Here is a 13,948-nt window from a genome sequence, read left to right as displayed (position 1 = left end):
GCATCGTCCGTGGCGGGAGAATCTTCGGCATGGCCGCCCTGTTCGCCGACGAGGTGGTGACGGCACGACTGTCGCTGCGCCGCCCGACGCCCGCCGACGTCGCGCGGATCCACGCCCTGCACACCGATCGGCGGGCCTGCGCGCACAACCCGTCGGACCTGCTGACCGACGTGGCCGGGGCCGAGGACCGGTACCGGGCGTGGGACGCGCACTGGCGGGCGTACGGCTTCGGGTACTGGGCGATGCGCCCGCGCCACGATCCGGAGCAGGCGGCGGTGGGTTTCTGCGGGCTCAAGGTGGTGCGGTGGAACACCGGGGAGGTGTTGAACCTGTTCTACCGTCTCGACCCTGCGGTGTGGGGCGACGGGCTGGCCACGGAGGCGGCGGCCGCGGTCGTGTCGTGGGCGGGACGGACGGTGCCCGGGCGACCGGTGGTGGCGCGGGTACGGCCGGCCAACGTGGCGTCGGCGCGGGTGGCGGTGCGGGCCGGGCTGCGGCGTGCGCCCGACCTGGACCGGTGGGGCGAGGACGGCCTGGACGAGGTCTTCACGTCCCGGTGAGGGTGGTCCCCTCCCCTGCCCCGCGCGGGCGGCGCGCGAGGACCAGGGTGGTGTGCAGCCGGACGATCAGGCTGCCGCCGAAGCCGTCGACGGTGTGGCGCAGCGCGGTCAGGCCGCGGGTCTGCTCATCGGGTGTCCGGCGGCGGAAGGGGCCGAAGGTGCGGACCAGGTCCAGGTAGCGGTCGGTGGTGAAGGGCATGTCGCGGAGCCGGGTCGTGGTGGTGACGTCGGCGAACAGGCCGCTGCCGGTGATGTCGTGCAGGAACCAGTCGGGCCGGCGGCGGGGCGCGGTGGGGTCGGCGGAGCGGAAGACGGCGTCGAGGGCGCGGCCGTGCTCGGGGTCGGCGTAGCCGTAGGTGTGACCGAGGACGGCGAGGGTGCCGCCGGGGGTGAGCGCGTCGTGGGCGTGCCGGTTGCGGGTGGCGGGGTCGAGCCAGTGCCAGGCGAGGGCGGCGGCGAGCAGGGGCACGCCCCCGGCCGGGGGCCGCCACTGTTCGAAGGTGGTGCCGAGGACGCGGATGCCGGGGTGGCGGGCGGCGAGCAGGGCGGCCATCCGGGGGTCGGGTTCCAGGCAGGTGACCGGAGCGCCGAGGCGGCGCAGCAGGTCGGTGCCCTTGCCGGTGCCGGCGCCGATCTCGACGACGCCGGTGGGTGTGCCCCGTGGTAGTCCCGCACGGTGTCGGCGAGATCGGCGGGGTAGCCGGGGCGGACATCGTCGTAGAGGCCGGCGACCTCGCCGAAGACTCCCATGTCTACAGACCTCCGGCGATGCGCAGGACGGCTCCGGTGGTGTAGCTGGCGTCGGGGCCGAGCAGCCAGGCGATGGCGCCGGCGACCTCGTCGGGTTCGCCGGCGCGGCCCAGCGGGATGCGGCCGGCGGCGCGGTCGGGGCGGTCGGGCTGCCCGGAGAGGGCGTGGATGTCGGTGCGGATGATGCCGGGGGCGACGGCGTTGACGCGGATGCCGTGCGGCGCGAGTTCCTTGGCCAGGCCGGTGGTCAGGGTGTCGGTGGCGGCCTTGACGGCGGCGTAGTGGATGTACTCCCCCGGACTGCCGAGGGTGGCCGCGGCCGAGGAGACGTTGACGATGGCCCCGCCGCTGGTCATGCGGCGGGCGGCCTGCTGGGCGCAGAGGACGTAGCCGACGAGGTTGACGTCGACGACGTGGCGCAGGTCGGCGGGGTCGAGGTCGACGAAGGCGCCGATGGGGCTGGTGACGCCGGCGTTGTTGACCAGGCCGGTGATGGGCCCGAGGGCGGCGGCGGCGTCGAAGAGGCGCATGACCTGGTCGGGATCGCGGGTGTCGGTGGCGACGGCGACGGCGCGTACGCCGGTGGTGCGCAGGTCCTCGACGACGACCTCGGCGGCGTCGTGGTCGCGGCGGTAGCCGACGGCCACGTGGTGGCCGGCTCGGGCGAGGCGGCGGGCGGTGGCGGCGCCGATGCCGCGACTGCCGCCGGTGACGACGGTGACGTGTGCCAATGCGTTTCCCCTGTCCCCCGTGCTGGCCGCGACGTTACCGTGGCCGGCACGTCGGGCGGGAGATGGGAGTGGTCGATGGCACGGGCGTTGGTGTTCGGTGGTGGCGGGGTGACCGGGGTGGCGTGGGAGCTGGGGCTGCTGGCCGGACTGGTGGAGCGGGGTGTGGATCTGGTGGGCGCCGACCTGGTGGTGGGCACGTCGGCGGGATCGGTGGTGGGCGCCCAGGTGTGCTCCGGGACGCCGGTGGAGGACCTGTACGCAGTACAGCTGCGCGACGCCGGTGGTGAGGTGGCGGCCCGGTTGGGGTGGCCGGTGCTGGTGCGACTGCTGTGGGCGGGTGGGTCGACCCGGGACGGGGCGCGGGCACGGGCGCGGATCGGGGCGATGGCGGTGGCGGCGCGTACACCGTCGGAGGCGTCGCGGCGGACGGTGATCGAGGCTCGGCTGCCGGTGCGGGAGTGGCCGGCCCGGCGGCTGCTGGTGACCGCGGTGGACGTGGCGTCGGGCGAGTTCGTGGTGTTCGACGCGTCCTCGGGAGTGTCGTTGGTGGACGCCGTGGGGGCGAGTTGCGCGGTTCCCGGGGTGTGGCCGCCGGTGACGATCGGTGCGCGGCGGTTCATGGACGGGGGGATGCGCTCGGCGGTGAACGCGGACCTGGCGGCGGGGGCGGAGGCGGTGGTGGTGCTGGCGCCGATGTCGGCCGCGTTCGGGCCGATGCCCCGGTTGTCGGCGCAGGTGGCGGCGTTGCGGGCGGCGGGGTCACGGGTGGCGGTGGTGGTGCCGGACGCGGCGGCGCGCACGGCGATCGGCCGCAACGTGCTGGACCCGGCGCGGCGGGCGGGGGCGGCGCGGGCCGGTCGGGCCCAGGCGCACGCGGTGGCCGAGGAGGTCTCGGCGGTGTTCCGGTGATCGCCTAGGCTTCGCGCCGTCGGTGTCGAGGTGGAGGTGGCGTGGTGGTTGGTGTGGGTGACGTGGTCGAGGACTTCGAGCTGCCGGACGACACGGGCGCTCCGCGGCGGTTGTCGGAGTTCCTGGCGTCCGGTCCGGTGGTGCTGTTCTTCTACCCGGCGGCGATGACGCGAGGGTGCACGGCGGAGAGCTGCCACTTCCGGGACCTGGCGGCGGAGTTCGCGGCGGTGGGCGCCCAGCGGGTGGGCATCAGCCGGGACCCGGTGGCGAAGCAGGCGGAGTTCTCCCGGCTGCACGGCTTCGACTATCCGCTGCTGTCGGATGTCGACGGTGCGGTGGCGTCTCGGCTCGGCGTACGGCGGCGGTTGCCGTTGGGGCCGTTGAGCACGAAGCGGGTGACGTTCGTGATCGGGACCGACTCGCGGGTCGTGGACGTCATCCACTCCGAGGTGAGCATGAACGAGCACGCGGACCGGGCGCTGCGGGCGCTGGGGGGTTGATCTTCCGGGTGTCGGGGTCGACTGGTATCAAGGCACCAATCAGACACGTGTACGGAAGAGGGCTGTGATGGCGGGCCAGGGTTTGTCCACGGAAGACGTCGCCGGTGTCCGGGAGGCGCTGGCGGCGGGACGCAAGCCGAAGGTGGTGTTCACCTCCTCGGCGGGGCAGATGGCCGGGCAGGTGGGTCAGGTGGTGGAGCTGACCGACCCGGCGGTGTCCGACGAGTACGTGGTGGTGCGGTTCGGCCGCGACGAGTTGCCCTTCTCCCCCGCCGACGTGGCGATCGCGCCGCGGGGCGCCGGGCGCCGGGTGGCGGAGCCGAAGGCCGAGCAGGCCGAGCCGGAGCCGGTGCAGCCGGCAACGCCGGAGTTCGTGTTGGACACGCCGCGGGTGCCGGCGCCGCGCCGGGAGGAGCCGAAGGTGGAGCAGCAGGTGGAGCCGAAGCCGGCGCGACGTCCGGTCAAGGCCGCGAAGCCGAAGGGGCCCGCGGGCCTGACGGTGACGCTGGCGTACGCCGAGGGCGAGTGGACGGTGGCGGCGCAGCAGGGCACGAAGGCCCTGGCAAAGCCGTACGTGGTAAAGCCGGCCGAGGCGTTGCGGATGGTGGCGCTGGTGGACGTGCCGGGGGTGCACGAGGCGGTGGAGCAGATCATGGCCGCGGAGCGGGCGGAGGCGGAGCAGCAGGCGGAGAAGCTGCGCGCCGAGCTGGCCGAGATCGAGGCGCGCCTGGCGGAGCTGCGCGAGGCGCACTGATCTGCCACCGGCGGCGCTGATCAGAGTGCCGGCGCATGGCCGGTCAGCGCCGCCGGTGGGGCCTGGGACCTTGGGCAGAAGCCGGGTCGGCTGGTCAGGCGGGGGGTGCATCGGTGGCCGAGCTGCCCAGGATCTTGTCCTTGTCGCCGACCGGTTCGCCGTCGGGTTCGCGGTCGCGCTGCCTTGTCGCAGGCCGGTCGCCGTCCGAGTGCTGAGCGGTGGGTGCCGGCGGATCGCCCGCTGCGGGCGGCTCGCCGTCCGGTGCCGGGGCGTCGGAAGCCGCGCGCGGTTCGTCCCGTGCCACGTCGGTGGCCGCCGGTGCCTCGGAAGCCGCCGGTGCCTCGCCGGTCGCGGGCGTGGCGGCCGGCGCGCGCCGACGGCGCAACGCGGCGACCCGGTCGGTGACCGACGCCACGACGGCCTGAATCGCGGCGGCCGCCAGGAGGACCAGCCCGACCCGCAGCAGCACCGCCTCCTGGATGCCGAAGCGGCTGTACTCGCCGGCCGAGTACATCGTGCCGGCCACCGCGCTGCCCATGCTCGCCAGGACGACGAGTGTGCCGGCCACCGCGAGCAAGCGGGCGCCTCGGAACGCCCGGGCCAGCAGGCCGGCGCCGAACGTCACCAGGAAGATCAGACCGGCCTGCGGCAGCACCCGGTCCGGCTGCGGGAAGAAGACCCGTTCCGGGAAGGTCGGCACGCCCGGCACCGGCTTGGCGTACCGGACTGTGCCACCCAGCGAGGTCGGCAGCAGCTTCACCACCGTGTCGGCGTAATGCTTCGGGTGGGCCAGGGCGTACCGGTAGCCGACCGACCCCTTCTCCCGTTGCACCCAGTCCATCAACGCCGGACAGTCGCGATAGGCGACGATGAACTTGCCCATCGCCCCGGCCCTCCCCTTGGCAAGCAACTCCGCCCGCTCACAGCGGGGCATTCCGAACTCCTGCTGGTAGGCGGACTTCACCTGCGGATCGTTGAGGACCTGGAAGCGCAGTCGGTACAGGAATGTCGCCTCGGACAGGCTCAGGCCGGTCCCCCAGGACCGGTAGCTGTGGTCCACGGTCGGCACGATCGCCGCTTGCCAGGCCAGGCCGCCGAGCAGGACCACCGTGGCGGTGGCCGCGGCCCAGCGGTACCGGCGGAGCAGGACGTGACCGGCCAGCACGACGACCAGCAGCAGGACGTAGGGCAGCAGGTCCTGTCGGGTGAAGGTCCACCAGAACACCACCAGGACCAGCGCTGTTATCGCCACCCGTGAGCGGGTCCTGACCCAGATCGCCAGCAGCGCCAGCGCCGCGATGCCGAGGCTGATCGACAGCGACTCGGAGAGGATGGCGTGGTCCCACGGGTAGACCGACCGGCTCAGGGCCAGGCAGATCAGCGCGGCGGCGGCGAAGACCCGCGCCGGCAGGGAGCGCAACAGCAACCAGCAGGCGCAGACCAGCAGGGACCAGGCCAGTGTGCTGATCGTCCACTGCAGCACCACGCGGGCCGGGTCGGTGTCGACCATCGCGTACAGCAGCGGTACGCCCCACGGTCGCGGTGCGTGGCCGGTGAACGACAGCGTTTCTATCGGTTTCCCCGACCGGGCTGCGTACGAGCCGGCGTCGGCCGAGGTGAAGACGGTGAACCCGGTCAGGACCCGGACCCGCGCGGCCAGGTAGGCGCCGAGCAGGGCGGCGAGGGGCAGGTGCCGCCAGCGTGGAATCCACCCCCGCCGGCGAGGCGGGGGGGCCGACGAGGTGGGTTCTACCGGTGCTTCGGCCGCCGCTACGGGCATGCGGAATCCTCACGAGCCGGGGGGGTGATGGCGGGAAGGATAACGAACGGGCGGCATTCCGGTTGCCCCGCCCAACGGGTGGCAGAGGGTCCCGCGCTCAATCGGGCGGTTCGGTCGGCCTGTCCCGCCGAACGGACCACCCGCCCGCGAGGAATACGGTGCGCGCGGGCTGTGCAGCGCAGTACGGCGAGCGCGCCGGGCACCGGCGTGATGATGCTGACCTACGACAACGCCGGTGCGCCGACCTTCGGCTCGGTGGGGGGATGACGGTCAGTGCTGCGGGATGTGGGCGACGCCGATGCGCTTGCGGAACACCCAGTACGTCCAGCCCTGGTAGGCCAGCACGATCGGGGTGAACACCACCGCCACCCAGGTCATGATCTTCAGGGTGTAGGGGGTGGAGGCGGCGTTGGTGGCCGTGAGCGTGCCGGCGGCGTCCAGCGTCGAGGGCAGGACGTTCGGGAACAGGGCCGCGAAGAGGGTGGCCACGGCCAGCCCGATGGCCACGGCGGTGCCGGTGAAGGCCCAGCCCTCCCGGCGTACGCGGGCGGCGGCGAGACCACCGAGCAGCGCCAGTGCCGCGCCGACGGCGAACACGACGGCGGCCGCGCTGGAGCGGATGGTCAGCGTCCAGGACAGGAACGCCACGGCCAGTACGGCGGTGGCCACGCCGAGGCGCACCGCGAGCGCGCCGGCGCGCTCGCGGACGTCGCCGACGGTCTTGAGGGCGATGAACACCGCGCCGTGGGTGAGGAACAGGGCCAGGGTGGTCGCGCCACCGAGCAGGGCGTACGGGTTGAGCAGGTCGAGCAGGCCGCCGACGTACTCGTGGTCGGCGTCCAGGGGTACGCCGCGCAGGATGTTGGCGAACGCCACGCCCCACAGGATCGCCGGCAGCAGCGATCCCCAGAAGATCGCGGCGTCCCAGCGGCGCTTCCAGGCCGCCTCGGGGCGCTTGTGGCGGTACTCGAAGGCGACGCCGCGGGCGATCAGCGCGAGCAGGATCAGCAGCAGCGGAAGGTAGAAGCCGGAGAACAGGGTGGCGTACCACTCGGGGAAGGCGGCGAACATGGCGCCACCGGCGGTGATCAGCCACACCTCGTTGCCGTCCCAGACCGGGCCGATGGTGTTGATCAGGACTCGGCGTTCGCGGTCGTCGCGGCCGAGGACGGGCAGCAGCATGCCGACGCCGAAGTCGAAGCCCTCAAGGATGAAGTAGCCGGTGAAGAGGACGGCGACGAGGAGAAACCAGATGGTCGTCAGTTCCACGGGGTGCTCCGGTCTCAGTAGGCGAAGGCGAGCGGGCGCTCGGCGTCGTCGGTGTCGTCGGGTTCGGGCGCCGGGGTGACGTCGGGTACGCCGGCCCTGGCGTGGCGGACGAGGAGCTTGAACTCGACGACGGCGAGGGTGGCGTAGATCAGCGTGAACGCGGTGAAGGAGGTGAGGACCTCGGCCAGCGAGACACTGCGGGAGACGCCGTCGCGGGTGAGCATCTCGCCGAAGACGATCCACGGCTGGCGGCCCATCTCGGTGAAGATCCAGCCGAAGGAGTTGGCGAGCAGGGGCAGGACCGGCATGACCAGGGCGGCGCGCAGCAGCCACCGGCTGGTCGGGGTGCGGCCCTTGCGGTGGGTCCAGAGCACGAGCAGGGCGATCGCGGCGGCGGCGAGACCGAAGGCGATCATGAACCGGAAGCTCCAGTAGGTCACCGGGATGATCGGGGTGTAGCTGCCGGCGCCGTACTGGCTGGCGTACTGGGCCTGGAGGTCGTTGATGCCCTGGACGGTGCCCTCGGGGTCGCCGGTGCCCAGGTACGACAGCAGGTACGGGATCTTGATGGCGAACAGCTCGCGGGAGCCGTCGAGGCTGCCGACGGTGAGCACGGAGAACGACGCGGGACTCTCGGTCTCGTACAGGCCCTCGGCGGCGGCCATCTTCATCGGCTGCACCTGCGTCATGATCTTGCCCTGGATGTCGCCGGTGACGACCACGGCGAAGGCGGCGATCAGCGTCACCCACGAGCCGAACTTCGCGGCGAAGCGGTAGGCCGGGGTGTCGGCGGAGTCGCGGTTGCGGATGAGGTGCCACACGGCCACGCACACCAGCAGCGAGCCGGCGACGAGGAACGCGCCGGCGATGGTGTGCGGGAAGGTGATGAGAGCGACCTTGTTGGTGAGCACGGCGACGAAGTCGGTCAGCTCGGCGCGGCCGGTGTCGGGGTTGATGCGGTAGCCGACCGGGTTCTGCATGAACGAGTTCGCGGCGAGGATGAAGTACGCGGACAGGTTCGTACCGATCGCGGCGGCCCAGATGCTGGCCAGGTGCAGGCGCGGGGGCAGCCGGTCCCAGCCGAAGATCCACAGGCCGATGAAGGTGGATTCGAGGAAGAACGCGACGAGGGCCTCGATGGCCAGGGGTGCGCCGAAGATGTCGCCGACGAAGCGGGAGTAGTCGCTCCAGTTCATGCCGAACTGGAACTCCTGCACGATGCCGGTGACCACACCCATCGCGAAGTTGATCAGGAAGAGCTTGCCGTAGAACCGGGTGAGCTTGAGGTACTTCTCGTTGCCGGTGCGGTGCCACAGGGTCTGGAGGATCGCGACCAGCACGGACAGGCCGATGGTCAGCGGTACGAAGAGAAAGTGGTAGACGGTGGTGACACCGAACTGCCAGCGGGCGACGTCCAACGCGTCCACCTGATACCCCCAGCTGTGCATACTACAAGACGTAGTAAATACTACTGCCCGTCGTAGAAGAATGGGCAGGGGCAGGGGTCCCGAACCAGCCCGGGACCAATGACCCTGATCACCCCGGGCCACTCGGCAGGCGGGCACCGACCCCGGGCGGCTGACGTGCCCCGCCCCGTCCCCCGCGACCGGACCGACCGTGCGAGCATGTCCCGCTGATGGACACCGCACACTCCGGATGGCAGCCGCCGCTGATCTGGCGGGCCGCGCAACTGCTGGCCCGCGCCCTGGTCGGCGCCGTGGCCCGGCTGGAGGTCACCGGAGAGGTACCGACGTCGCTGCGCCGGGGTCCCCTGGTGCTGGCCGCCAACCACATCAGCCCCTTCGACCCGGTGGTGCTGGCCGCCGCCTGCCGGGCCGTGGGCGTCGCCCCGCGGATCATGGCCACCGGCGGACTGTTCCGCGCCCCGCTCGTCGGCACCGCGATGCGCCGCGCCGGGCACATCCGCGTCGACCGGGGCACCGCCGCCGCCGGCCGCGCCCTCGACGACGCCGCCACCGCCGTCGGTCGTGGTTCGGTGATCCTCGTGTACCCGGAGGGCCGCATCGGTCTGGACCCCGGGCTCTGGCCCGAACGCGGCAAGACCGGCACCGCCCGCCTGGCCCTGCACTGCGACGCGCCGGTCATCCCCGTCGCCCAGTGGGGCTCCCACGAGGTGGTGCCCTACCGGGCACCCGAGGGGCTGCTGCGCGGCATCGCCCGGTCGATGCTGCGCCGCCCGGTGGTCCGGGTGCGCTTCGGCGCGCCCGTCGACCTGACCGACCTCACCCGCGGCACGCCCGGCGCCGCCCTGCGGGCCACCGACCGGATCATCGACGCGATCACCGACACCCTGGTGCCGCTGCGTCTCGACGAACCCGACCGACCCCGACACGTCGACCCCGGCCGACCGTTGGACGGCAGCCGCGCCCACCGCCGGCGGGCCCCGGGCTGAGTCGGGCGCCCGGGTGCCCGCCGGCGGTGGCAGTGGTCAGGCGGTCGCGTCCAACAGCGGGACGAGGTGTTCCTCCTCGTACGCGAGGTGCGCCTCCACCTGTCCGGTGAGCCGGGCCACGTCGCGGCGCAGCGCCTCCCGGTCCGGCTGCGGGGTGGCCAGCACGGCCTGCAACTGCTCCAGCAGCGCCGCCATCGCGCGGTGCTCCGCGTCGAGGCGCTGCCGCACCTCGACCAGGTCGGGCCGCTCGACGGCCAGCCACGCGAAGAGCCCCTGGTCCTCCATGCGGTGGTGGTGGTGCAGGCCCGCGCAGAGCGTCAGGCAGTTCACCCGCAGCTGCGCACCGACCCGGGGCCCCGACGCGTCGATCTCGTCGCGGATCAGCGCCAGTTCCCGCCGGAACGCGTCGTGCACGGCCACCAGAGCCGCTCCGGGCGATCCCGACGGCGGCGTGGGCGGGCCGGGCACCTGCTCCAGTGCCACCACGGGCAGGACCCGGCCGGAGCGTTCCTGGTACTCGACCCACCCCGCGTCGGCCTGTACCGCCCGGTCGAAAAGCCGGTCCCGTTCGGCGCCGGTGAGGACCTCCGCGCGCGCCCGGTAGGTGAAGACACCGTCCTCGACGGTGACGAGCGGGTCGGCCCGCAGGTTACGCAGCCACTGCGGGTCGCGCGGCGCGCCACCGGCGGAGGCGATGACCAGGACCCGGTCGCCGTCGGGCAGGTAGCCCAGCGGGGTGGTGTGCGGGGCGCCGGTCCGGGCGCCGGTGGTGGTCAGCAGAAGCAGGCGGGCTCCGGCGAACCAACCGCCGACTCGGCCGGCGTTGGCGCGGAACTCCGCGATGACATCGTCGTTGAAGGTGTTCGGCATGCGTGTGTGTACTCCCGAAAGGGCAGGTGACGTCCCGCGCGGCGGGACGGTGGCCAAGGGGCGCGCACGTGTCGGCGCGACGGTCCTGCGGCACGCGCGAGGGCGTGCGGAGACCGTGGAGGGGAGAAACCGGCTGGCGACACGGCGGCGGACCTCGGGCCCGCCCGGCGCTCACGCGTTCGCCGGGTGCCCTGTCCGCTCGTGGCCTGAGGCCGACCCGGCAGTCACGACACTGGAACCTAGTACCGGGCGGGGCCCCGGAGCAAGGTCCACCGGAGTGCCACCACCGCGAAACGGGCATCCGCCGCCGGTCGCCGGCCGGTCACCCGGCGGCCACGCGGGACCGGCATACTGCCCCGCGTGCCGACCGCCCCGCACCCGTACCTGGACGCTCCCGCACCCCTGGCCTTCGCGCACCGCGGCGGCGCCGCCGACGGCGACGAGAACACCACCGCCGCGTTCGCGCGGGCCATCGGCCTGGGCTACCGGTACGTCGAGACCGACGTGCACGCCACCGCCGACGGGGTGGCCGTCGTGTTCCACGACGCCACCCTGCGCCGGGTCACCGGCGAGCGGGGACGCATCGCCGACCTGCGGTGGGCCGACCTGGCCAGCGTCCGCGTCGGTGGTGCCGCCGTGGTGCCTCGCCTCGACGAGGTCCTCGGCACGTGGCCGGAGGTTCGCTTCAACATCGACGTCAAGGCCGACCGGGGCGTCGAGCCGGCGGTGGCCACCGTCGAGCGGGTCAGCGCCGGCGACCGGGTGCTGCTCGCCTCGTTCAGCGACGCCCGGCTGACCCGGCTGCGCGCGCTCACCGCGGGCCGCGTCGCCACCAGCCTCGGCATGCGGGGGGTGGCCCGGCTGCGGATGGCGTCGCTGACCGGCCGTCCACTGCGGCTGCCCACGGCGGTGGTCGCCGCGCAGGTGCCGGTCCGCTACGGGCGGGTGCCGGTGGTCGACCGCCGCCTGGTCGCGCACTGCCACCGCATCGGCCTGCAGGTGCATGTCTGGACGATCGACGAACCTGCCGAGATGCACGAGTTACTGGACCTCGGCGTGGATGGCATCATGACCGATCACGTCGGCGTGCTGCGCGACGTCTACCGCAGCCGCGGCCACTGGGCCGCCTGACCCGCCCCGAGAAGGACCCGCGATGGCCGCAACCGTCACCCCGGCGGTGGACGACACCCCCTCCCCGTCGAGCACCCGCCGCGAGCGCACCGGCTGGTACTTCTACGACTGGGCGATGTCGGCGTTCTCCACCACGGTGATCACCGTCTTCCTGGGCCCGTTCCTCACCACGGTCACCGAGCTGGCCGCCGGCTGCGAGCTGGGCGCGGACACCTGCTCCGGGTACGTGTACCCGCTGGGCATCAAGGTCGCCGCCGGGTCGTACTTCCCGTACCTGGTGTCGCTGTCGGTGTTCCTGACGGTGTTCGTGCTGCCGGTCGTCGGTGCGTTCGCCGACCGGACGGCGCACAAGAAGCGGCTGCTGGCCGCCGCCGCGTTCACCGGCGCCGCCGCCACCGTCGGCATGCTCTTCGTCACCGGCGACCGCTACCTGCTCGGCGGGGCACTGTTCCTGGTCGCCAACATCGCCTTCGGCGCGGGCGTGGTCGTCTACAACTCCTTCCTGCCGCAGCTCGGCGGTCCCGACGACCGCGACGGCATCTCCAGCCGCGGCTGGGCCCTGGGCTACCTCGGCGGCGGCCTGCTGCTCGCGCTGAACCTGGTGGCGGTCACCATGCTCGGCGAGGAGGGCAACGACCAGCGCACCCTGGACCTCGCCCGCTGGTCGATCGTGTCGGCCGGTCTGTGGTGGGCGGTGTTCACCCTGGTACCGCTGCGCTGGCTGCGCGAGCACCCCACCGCCGAGGCGCTCACCGCCCGCGGCGGGAACGTGCTCACCGACGGATTCCGGCAACTCGGCCGCACCCTGCGGCAGATGAAGGCGTACCCGCTGACGCTGTACTTCCTGCTCGCGTTCCTCGTCTACAACGACGGCATCCAGACCGTCATCGCCCTGGCCAGCCAGTACGGCACCGAGGAACTGCGGCTGGGGCAGTCCACGCTGATCGTCACCATCCTGCTGGTGCAGTTCCTGGCCTTCGGCGGGGCGCTGCTGCTGGGGGCGCTCGCCCGGCGTATCGGCGCGTGGAAGACGGTGCTGCTGAGCCTCGTGCTGTGGACCGGGGTGATCCTCGCCGCGTTCCGGCTGCCCGCCGAGGCGCCGGTGCCGTTCATGGTCCTCGGCGCGGCGATCGGCCTGGTCCTCGGTGGCAGCCAGGCGCTGAGCCGGTCGCTGTTCAGCCAGCTCATCCCCGCCGGCCGCGAGGGCGAGTACTACGGCTTCTACGAGATCAGTGACAAGGGCACCAGCTGGCTCGGACCACTCGCGTTCGGCCTGGTGTTCCAGCTCACCAACTCCTATCGGGTGGGCCTGGTCTCACTTCTGATCTTCTTCGTGGTCGGGTTCGTCCTGCTGCTGGCCGTGCCCATGCGCCGGGCCATCCTCGCCGCCGGCAACACGCCGCCCCGGGTGCTCTGAGGGCGCCGCACGCCCGCAGGACCAGGGCGGTCGATGGGTTAGGCTGCCCGACCGTGACCGACCTCGCCGCCTCCCCGACCTGCCTTGCGCGCCCACTTCCCGGCCCCGACCACAGCCCCGGCGGATGTGCCGCGGCGCGCGGCGTGGACGGGCGTCCGCTGCACGCGGCGGCGCTGAAGTTCTTCTGGGGGCCGATGGACTGCGGCAAGTCCACCATGGCGTTGCAGATGAACTACAACCACTCGCGGCAGGGCCGCCGTGGTCTGGTCACCACCCGCATCGACCGGTCGCTGGGCCCGCAGGTCACCACCCGCATCGGGCTCGCCCACGAGGCCGTCGAGGTGACCGACGACCTGGACCTGCGCGCCCTGGTGCGCGACACCTGGGCCGAGGGAGTCCGGGTAGACTACCTGATCTGCGACGAGGCCAGCTTCTACAGCGTCGACCACGTCGAGCAGATGGCCGAGCTGGTCGACAGCTACGACGTCGACGTGTACGCGTTCGGCCTCGCCACCGACTTCCGGTCCTGCCTGTTCCCCGCCGCGCAGCGCCTGTTCGAGCTGGCCGACTCCGTGGCCCGCATCCAGGTCGAGGTGCTGTGCTGGTGCGGCCGCGAGGGGCGGCTCAACGCCCGCGTCGTCGGTGGGCAGGTGGTACGCGAGGGCGCCCAGGTCGTCATCGGCGACACCGTCGACACCGCCGAGGTGCGCTACCAGGTGCTGTGCCGCCGCCACTACCGCGCGGGCGAGCTGGGCCCACGCCGGTAGGCCCGGCGCACCGGCCCCGCCGGTTGGACACGATTCGATCACGGCGCGAACCTTTCGGCCGGCCTCACCCCTCCTCCACGGCGACGACGACGGCGAG

Annotated in this window: 14 protein-coding genes; 8 read left to right on the top strand and 6 right to left on the bottom strand. The window is 72.9% G+C overall.

The genetic code is table 11. The annotated features are described in order from the left end of the window. The first annotated feature begins 29 nt into the window (after positions 1-29). Complete coding sequence (locus ACTMSW_RS20405) at positions 30-560, top strand: GNAT family N-acetyltransferase (RefSeq protein ID WP_441182226.1); 531 nt, start codon at positions 30-32, stop codon at positions 558-560. Here the strand turns inward: ACTMSW_RS20405 and ACTMSW_RS20400 are convergent. Then, complete coding sequence (locus ACTMSW_RS20400; RefSeq protein ID WP_441182293.1) at positions 547-1,194, bottom strand: class I SAM-dependent methyltransferase; 648 nt, start codon at positions 1,192-1,194, stop codon at positions 547-549. The two genes, ACTMSW_RS20405 and ACTMSW_RS20400, sit on opposite strands and share 14 nt — an antisense overlap. Positions 1,195-1,312: 118 nt before the next feature. Next, complete coding sequence (locus ACTMSW_RS20395) at positions 1,313-2,041, bottom strand: SDR family oxidoreductase (protein ID WP_441182225.1); 729 nt, start codon at positions 2,039-2,041, stop codon at positions 1,313-1,315. Positions 2,042-2,116: 75 nt separating this feature from the next. On the opposite strand from ACTMSW_RS20395, the gene ACTMSW_RS20390 reads away from it, so the two are divergent. From ACTMSW_RS20390 to ACTMSW_RS20380, 3 genes are all read left to right on the top strand, one after another. Then, entirely contained in the window at positions 2,117-2,950 is an 834-nt protein-coding gene (locus ACTMSW_RS20390; protein WP_441182224.1) for a patatin-like phospholipase family protein, read from the top strand. A gap of 41 nt (positions 2,951-2,991) precedes the next feature. Further along, entirely contained in the window at positions 2,992-3,450 is a 459-nt protein-coding gene (locus ACTMSW_RS20385) for a peroxiredoxin (protein WP_441182223.1), read from the top strand. Between the two features lie 67 nt (positions 3,451-3,517). Then, positions 3,518-4,204: a hypothetical protein gene (locus ACTMSW_RS20380; protein ID WP_441182222.1), complete on the top strand. Its 687-nt coding sequence runs from the start codon at positions 3,518-3,520 to the stop codon at positions 4,202-4,204. A 94-nt stretch (positions 4,205-4,298) separates the two neighbouring features. Here ACTMSW_RS20380 and ACTMSW_RS20375 read toward each other — a convergent pair whose 3' ends face one another. From ACTMSW_RS20375 to ACTMSW_RS20365, 3 genes are all read right to left on the bottom strand, one after another. Further along, the gene (locus tag ACTMSW_RS20375) at positions 4,299-5,984 is read right to left on the bottom strand and encodes a hypothetical protein (protein WP_441182221.1); all 1,686 of its coding nucleotides are present in this window, start codon (positions 5,982-5,984) and stop codon (positions 4,299-4,301) included. A gap of 270 nt (positions 5,985-6,254) precedes the next feature. After that, positions 6,255-7,253: a cytochrome d ubiquinol oxidase subunit II gene (gene cydB / locus ACTMSW_RS20370; RefSeq protein WP_441182220.1), complete on the bottom strand. Its 999-nt coding sequence runs from the start codon at positions 7,251-7,253 to the stop codon at positions 6,255-6,257. Positions 7,254-7,267: 14 nt separating this feature from the next. Then, entirely contained in the window at positions 7,268-8,680 is a 1,413-nt protein-coding gene (locus ACTMSW_RS20365) for a cytochrome ubiquinol oxidase subunit I (RefSeq protein ID WP_441182292.1), read from the bottom strand. 209 nt (positions 8,681-8,889) lie between these two features. Here ACTMSW_RS20365 and ACTMSW_RS20360 point away from each other — a divergent pair, with 209 nt between their 5' ends. Continuing rightward, positions 8,890-9,666, top strand: coding sequence for a lysophospholipid acyltransferase family protein (locus ACTMSW_RS20360; protein WP_441182219.1), 777 nt, complete (start codon positions 8,890-8,892; stop codon positions 9,664-9,666). Positions 9,667-9,702: 36 nt separating this feature from the next. Here the strand turns inward: ACTMSW_RS20360 and ACTMSW_RS20355 are convergent, their stop codons facing one another. Continuing rightward, a complete protein-coding gene (locus ACTMSW_RS20355; protein ID WP_441182218.1) occupies positions 9,703-10,536 on the bottom strand; it encodes a nitroreductase/quinone reductase family protein in 834 nt (277 codons plus the stop codon). Between the two features lie 360 nt (positions 10,537-10,896). On the opposite strand from ACTMSW_RS20355, the gene ACTMSW_RS20350 reads away from it, so the two are divergent. Genes ACTMSW_RS20350 through ACTMSW_RS20340 form a run of 3 tightly spaced genes read left to right on the top strand, consistent with a single transcriptional unit; the run spans position 10,897 to position 13,851 of the window. Further along, on the top strand, positions 10,897-11,667 hold the full coding sequence (locus ACTMSW_RS20350) for a glycerophosphodiester phosphodiesterase (RefSeq protein ID WP_441182217.1): 771 nt from the start codon (positions 10,897-10,899) through the stop codon (positions 11,665-11,667). A gap of 22 nt (positions 11,668-11,689) precedes the next feature. After that, positions 11,690-13,084, top strand: coding sequence for an MFS transporter (locus ACTMSW_RS20345; RefSeq protein WP_441182216.1), 1,395 nt, complete (start codon positions 11,690-11,692; stop codon positions 13,082-13,084). Between the two features lie 53 nt (positions 13,085-13,137). Then, on the top strand, positions 13,138-13,851 hold the full coding sequence (locus tag ACTMSW_RS20340) for a thymidine kinase (RefSeq protein WP_441182215.1): 714 nt from the start codon (positions 13,138-13,140) through the stop codon (positions 13,849-13,851). Positions 13,852-13,948: the final 97 nt, after the last annotated feature.

Origin of the sequence: Micromonospora sp. BQ11 (assembly GCF_052068135.1) — a bacterium.
Classification (GTDB): Bacteria; Actinomycetota; Actinomycetes; order Mycobacteriales; family Micromonosporaceae; genus Micromonospora.
Note: the sequence above shows the minus strand (reverse complement) of the source record. Positions and strands in the feature narration are given on the sequence as shown.

Bases quoted from the DNA above. Each gene is read 5' to 3' on its own strand.
- ACTMSW_RS20405 (WP_441182226.1), top strand. From the start codon at position 30: ATGGCCGCCCTGTTCGCCGACGAGGTGGTGACGGCACGACTGTCGCTG.
- ACTMSW_RS20390 (WP_441182224.1), top strand. From the start codon at position 2,117: ATGGCACGGGCGTTGGTGTTCGGTGGTGGCGGGGTGACCGGGGTGGCG.
- ACTMSW_RS20380 (WP_441182222.1), top strand. From the start codon at position 3,518: ATGGCGGGCCAGGGTTTGTCCACGGAAGACGTCGCCGGTGTCCGGGAG.
- ACTMSW_RS20375 (WP_441182221.1), bottom strand. From the start codon at position 5,984: ATGCCCGTAGCGGCGGCCGAAGCACCGGTAGAACCCACCTCGTCGGCC.
- ACTMSW_RS20360 (WP_441182219.1), top strand. From the start codon at position 8,890: ATGGACACCGCACACTCCGGATGGCAGCCGCCGCTGATCTGGCGGGCC.
- ACTMSW_RS20355 (WP_441182218.1), bottom strand. From the start codon at position 10,536: ATGCCGAACACCTTCAACGACGATGTCATCGCGGAGTTCCGCGCCAAC.
- ACTMSW_RS20345 (WP_441182216.1), top strand. From the start codon at position 11,690: ATGGCCGCAACCGTCACCCCGGCGGTGGACGACACCCCCTCCCCGTCG.